This is a genomic window from Mesorhizobium sp. M4A.F.Ca.ET.020.02.1.1 (assembly GCF_004022645.1).
Lineage (GTDB): Bacteria > Pseudomonadota > Alphaproteobacteria > Rhizobiales > Rhizobiaceae > Mesorhizobium.
Genome location: NZ_RZOI01000494.1, coordinates 1 through 4,649, shown reverse-complemented (window position 1 = coordinate 4,649; position 4,649 = coordinate 1). Strand labels below are relative to the sequence as shown.

At 66.0% G+C, this 4,649-nt stretch carries 7 protein-coding genes and 1 pseudogene; all 8 read left to right on the top strand.

All coding sequences use genetic code 11. The features are described from left to right. Positions 1-475 (top strand): annotated as a pseudogene (fliI, locus tag EN742_RS25020) (flagellum-specific ATP synthase FliI); the annotation flags it as partial. Then, on the top strand, positions 456-1,301 hold the full coding sequence (locus EN742_RS25015; RefSeq protein ID WP_127406831.1) for a hypothetical protein: 846 nt from the start codon (positions 456-458) through the stop codon (positions 1,299-1,301). The pseudogene fliI and the gene EN742_RS25015, both read left to right, overlap by 20 nt. Positions 1,302-1,404: 103 nt before the next feature. Then, positions 1,405-1,785, top strand: coding sequence for a flagellar basal body rod protein FlgB (gene flgB, locus EN742_RS25010; protein WP_127406387.1), 381 nt, complete (start codon positions 1,405-1,407; stop codon positions 1,783-1,785). 2 nt (positions 1,786-1,787) lie between these two features. Further along, positions 1,788-2,207, top strand: coding sequence for a flagellar basal body rod protein FlgC (gene flgC / locus EN742_RS25005; protein WP_126058490.1), 420 nt, complete (start codon positions 1,788-1,790; stop codon positions 2,205-2,207). Beyond that, positions 2,204-2,536 (top strand): flagellar hook-basal body complex protein FliE, encoded by a 333-nt coding sequence (locus EN742_RS25000; protein WP_127406386.1) that lies wholly within the window; start codon positions 2,204-2,206, stop codon positions 2,534-2,536. Before flgC ends, EN742_RS25000 begins: the two co-directional genes overlap by 4 nt. 9 nt (positions 2,537-2,545) lie before the next feature. After that, on the top strand, positions 2,546-3,334 hold the full coding sequence (gene flgG, locus EN742_RS24995) for a flagellar basal-body rod protein FlgG (RefSeq protein WP_127406385.1): 789 nt from the start codon (positions 2,546-2,548) through the stop codon (positions 3,332-3,334). A 6-nt stretch (positions 3,335-3,340) separates the two neighbouring features. Beyond that, positions 3,341-3,886 carry a flagellar basal body P-ring formation chaperone FlgA gene (gene flgA / locus EN742_RS24990; RefSeq protein WP_127406384.1) on the top strand — a complete coding sequence of 182 codons (546 nt, stop codon included), beginning with the start codon at positions 3,341-3,343 and terminating at the stop codon, positions 3,884-3,886. 149 nt (positions 3,887-4,035) lie between these two features. Then, a partial coding sequence (locus EN742_RS24985; protein ID WP_245492393.1) for a flagellar basal body P-ring protein FlgI occupies positions 4,036-4,649 on the top strand: 614 nt, incomplete at its 3' end.

Sequence of the window (4,649 nt, the reverse complement as noted above, 5' to 3'; positions counted from 1 at the left end):
GCCCAAGCTGCTCGAGCGCGCCGGGCCTGGCGCCGAGGGCAAGGGGTCGATCACCGCCATCATCTCGGTGCTGATCGACGGCGACGACCACAACGATCCGGTCGCCGATTCCGTGCGCGGCATCCTCGATGGCCATGTGGTGCTCGACCGCGCGATCGCAGAACAGGGCCGCTATCCGCCGGTCAATCCGCTGTCGTCGATCTCGCGCCTGGCCGACAAGGCCTGGAGCGCCGAGCAGCGGATGCTGGTGACCAGGCTGAAATCGATGATCTCGCGCTTCGAGGACACGCGCGACATCCGCTTGCTCGGCGCCTACCAGGGCGGCGCCGACGCCGAGCTCGACATCGCCGTGCGCCAGGTGCCGCTGATCTACGAGGCGCTGACGCAGTCGCCGAAGGACCGCGCGTCCGTCGATCCGTTCGCCGACCTCGCCCGCTACCTGAAGGGAAAGCAGAATGGCGATGCAGGAGAGTGAGCGCCAGTACACCGAGCGCCTGCTGCGCGAGATGCTCGACGACGCCAGGGCCAAGGAAGACGCCAGGGCTGAGGAAGCACGGTCCGCCACAGCAAAGGCCGCTCGCGCTATGGCCGCCAAGGTCGCGGTCAGGACCGGGGCCGTCCTGGCCAAGGCGGCGAAGCCCGCTCTCCCGAGGACCGCCGGGCCTGCTAGGACCGTCGGGGATGATTTGCCCAAGGCTTCCCAGGTTGAGGTCGCCGAGACGATACAGGCAAGCCGCGATTCACTGATCGATGACCTGTTCCCGCGCACGGAATGGCCCACGCCGCCAAAGGCGGAATTTCCGCGGCTGGGCAAGAAGCCTGACCGGCGCAGCGATTTTGTCGTTGCCGCGCTCGGCGTCACGCTCGGTCTGATCTGTGCGCTATTTCCCTGGTACATCTTCTTCAATCAGGAACAGTTCGGCGTGCAGGCCATCAAGTTCGGCGGCAGCGGCACCAATGCCGGACGCGTCAGCGGCGGCTCGCAACTGGAAAATCCCGGCCAGCCGCTGACGGCCAAGGATGTTCCCGATGTCGACTTGTTCGCCACCGGCACGTTGCAGGATCCCGAGGACCCCGCCCAGGCTCCGGGCGTCGACCAACAGCCCTTTCCGGCGGACCCCAAGTTCCGCATGGTGCATGTCGCCAACGGCCGCGCCATGATTGAGGACGACGCCGGCCTGTGGATCGTCCAGCGCGGCTCGAAGCTGCCGGACTCCAGCATCGTCTCGTCGATTGAGCAACGTGGTGGCAAATGGGTCATGGTCACCAGCACCGACCAGGTGATCGAACTCTCCAAATAGCGGCGCGCGGGCCAGTAGCACGGCGCTGCGCCATGCCCGGCCCCGCGCAAGGTCCGCGCAAGACTGGCGGCCTAATCTTTGGGAACCCCGCCCGGAGATTCCCATGGAGCCCGTCAACCTTTTCGATCTCGCCACCAAGCAATCGCAGTGGCTGGCCGTGCGCCAGTCCGCAATTGCCTCCAACATCGCCAACGCCAACACGCCGGGCTACACGGCGGGCGATGTCGAGCCGTTCGAGAAGGTCCTCGACCGTACGGCGGTATCGCTGCAGGCCACCCAGGCCGGGCATCTCGGCACCCAGGCGACGAATGCCGGCTTCACCGTCAAGCCGGAGGAAGCCACCGGCTCGATCATGCCGTCGAAGAACACGGTGGCGCTGGAAGACGAACTGATGAAGGCCGGTGAGGTCCGCCGCTCCTTCGAACTCAACACCGCGATCGTCAAGGCCTTCCACTCGATGATGATGATGGCTGTGAAGAGCTGACCATGGACGCGCTTACCGCAGCCCTCAAAGTCGCAGCATCCGGCCTTGGTGCCCAGTCGGAGCGCCTGCGCGTGGTGTCGGAAAACCTCGCCAACGCGCAGTCGACCGGCACCACGCCGGGCGCCGATCCCTATCGCCGCAAGACGATCTCCTTTGCATCCGAGCTCGACCGCGCCACCGGCGGCCAGCTTGTCGAGGTCAGCTCGGTAGAGCGCGATCCATCCGATTTTCCGATCGAGTTCCAGCCCGGCAACGAAGCCGCCGACGAAAAGGGCTACGTCAAGATGCCCAACGTCAACGTGCTGATCGAAATGGCCGACATGACCGAGGCCAATCGCTCCTATGAGGCCAATCTCCAGGTCGTCAAGCAGGCGCGCGATCTGATTTCCATGACCATCGACCTGATGAGGAACCAGCAATGATCAGCGGCATCGGCAGCATTGGCGCGCTCAAACCGGCAACCGAAGGCGCCGGTGTGGCGACCGACGCCCTCCAGGGCATCGTCGCGCCGACGACAGCGACCGAGACGGTCGGCACATCCTTCGCCCAGGCGCTGAGCCAGGCAGCGTCGAAAACCGTCAACACCTTGCAGAATGCCGAGCAGGTGTCGATCCAGGCGCTGCGCGGCGACGCCGACACTCGCCAGGTGGTCGACGCGGTGATGAGTGCCCAGCAGGCTCTGCAGACGACCATCGCCATCCGCGACAAGGTTGTCTCCGCCTACCTCGAAATCAGCCGCATGAGTATCTAGGACCGCGTCATGAAAGCACTTGCCATCGCCGCCACCGGCATGAACGCCCAGCAGACCAACCTGGAAGTCATCGCCAACAACATCGCCAACATCAACACCACCGGCTACAAGCGCGCTCGCGCCGAATTCTCCGACCTGCTCTATCAGGTCGACCGCACGCAGGGCGTGCCCAATCGCTCCAACACGTCGCTGGTGCCGGAAGGTGTCTCGATCGGCCTCGGCGTCAAGACGACGGCGGTGCGCAACGTCCATACCCAGGGCGAGCTGACAAGCACCGGCAACAGCTTCGACCTCGCGCTGACCGGCCGGGGCTGGTTCCAGATCGAGGGTGCCGACGGCGGCACGCTCTACAGCCGCGCCGGCGCCTTCAACACCAACGCCACCGGACAGCTGGTGACGGTCGACGGCGCCAACGTCGTCCCCGCCATCACCGTGCCAACCGACGCGGTCGAGGTCATCGTCAACAAGACGGGCCAGGTCTTCGCCCGCATCGACGGCCAGACCGATCTCCAGCTTCTCGGCCAGCTGCAGCTCGCCAACTTCTCCAACGAGGCCGGGCTGGCGCCGCTCGGCGACAATCTGTTCCAGGAGACGGCGGCTTCCGGCCCGGCCAATGTCGGCGTGCCCGGCGACCCCGGCTTCGCCACGATCGAACAGGGCTACCTGGAATCGTCCAACGTCGATCCGGTCAAGGAGATCACCGAACTGATCTCGGCGCAGCGCGCCTATGAGATGAATTCGAAGGTCATCCAGGCCGCCGACGACATGGCCTCGGTCGTGTCCAAGAACATCAGGTAACAGATCATGCTTGCGCCGGCCCACCGCTCCCTCCGCCGCGCCGCGCTGGCTCTCGCGCTGGTGGCCGGCGGCGTGCCGGCGTTTGCCCAGGAAGCCGGCGACAATCAGGCCGGCAACCAGAACGCCAGTCAGCTCGCGGCCCGCAATACCGGTCAGGCCGCCGGCGATGTCGTGCTGATCCCCAACCGGGTCATCTATCCCGGCGAGACGATCGACCTTGCCGCCCTGAAGCAGGTGACGCTCGTTCCCGGCAAGCACAAGCCGGAGGCCGTCGCCACCCTCGCGCAGGAACTCCATGGCAAGGTCGCCAAGCGCACGCTGCTGCCGGGCCGCTACATTCCGACCGCCGCCATCCGCGACGCTTGGCTCGTCGAACAGGGCGCTGCGGTGCAGATCTATTTCACCGCCGGCGCCCTGACCATTTCGGCTTCCGGCGTTACCCTGCAGCCGGGCGCCGCCGGCGACCTGGTCAAGGTCCGCAACATCGACAGCGGCAAGATCATATCCGGCACGGTGATGGGCGACGGCACCATCATGGTCGGCGCTTCATGATGCGCGGACTTGCCTTTCTTCTGGCGGCTGCCCTTGGCCTGCAGCCGGCGTTGGCCGACGGGCTCGCACCGAAGGCCAAGCGCGAGCTTGCCGCGAAGAATGGCGGCGCCTTCAATGATCCGGAATATGACCCGGCCACCACCACGCGGATGTTCCGCGTTTCGACCGGGCCAAGCACGCTGCCGCCGGGCCAGGTCGCGGCGCGCATCAAGGACATCGCCCAACTGCAGAGCGCGCGCGACAACCAACTCGTCGGCTACGGCCTGGTTATCGGCCTGGCGGGAACCGGCGACAGCCTGCGCAATTCGCCCTTCACCGAGCAGTCGATCCGCGCCATGCTGGAGAATCTCGGCATCGCCACCGAAGGCGGCAGCGCGCGCGCCAAGAACGTCGCCGCCGTCATCGTCACTGCCAACATGCCGCCCTTCGTGCAGTCGGGAGCCCGCATCGACATCGACGTTTCCTCGATGGGCGACGCCGCCTCGCTTGCCGGTGGCACGCTGGTGATGACGCCACTGAAGGCGGCCGATGGCGAAATCTATGCCGTCGGCCAAGGCTCGGTGATCGTGGGCGGTTTCACCGCCCAGGGCCAGGCCGAGCAATTGACGCAAGGTGTGCCGACCGCGGGCCGCGTCCCCAACGGCGCCATCGTCGAACGCTCGGTGCCAGCCGAGTTCGACGATCAGGGCGTGCTGACGCTGCAATTGCGCAACCCCGACTTTTCGACCGCCATTCGCATCGCCGACGCTATCAACGATTACAC

Excerpts from the sequence above, each read along its gene's own strand:
- EN742_RS25015 (WP_127406831.1), top strand. The coding sequence starts at position 456 with ATGGCGATGCAGGAGAGTGAGCGCCAGTACACCGAGCGCCTGCTGCGC.
- flgB (WP_127406387.1), top strand. The coding sequence starts at position 1,405 with ATGGAGCCCGTCAACCTTTTCGATCTCGCCACCAAGCAATCGCAGTGG.
- flgC (WP_126058490.1), top strand. The coding sequence starts at position 1,788 with ATGGACGCGCTTACCGCAGCCCTCAAAGTCGCAGCATCCGGCCTTGGT.
- EN742_RS25000 (WP_127406386.1), top strand. The coding sequence starts at position 2,204 with ATGATCAGCGGCATCGGCAGCATTGGCGCGCTCAAACCGGCAACCGAA.
- flgG (WP_127406385.1), top strand. The coding sequence starts at position 2,546 with ATGAAAGCACTTGCCATCGCCGCCACCGGCATGAACGCCCAGCAGACC.
- flgA (WP_127406384.1), top strand. The coding sequence starts at position 3,341 with ATGCTTGCGCCGGCCCACCGCTCCCTCCGCCGCGCCGCGCTGGCTCTC.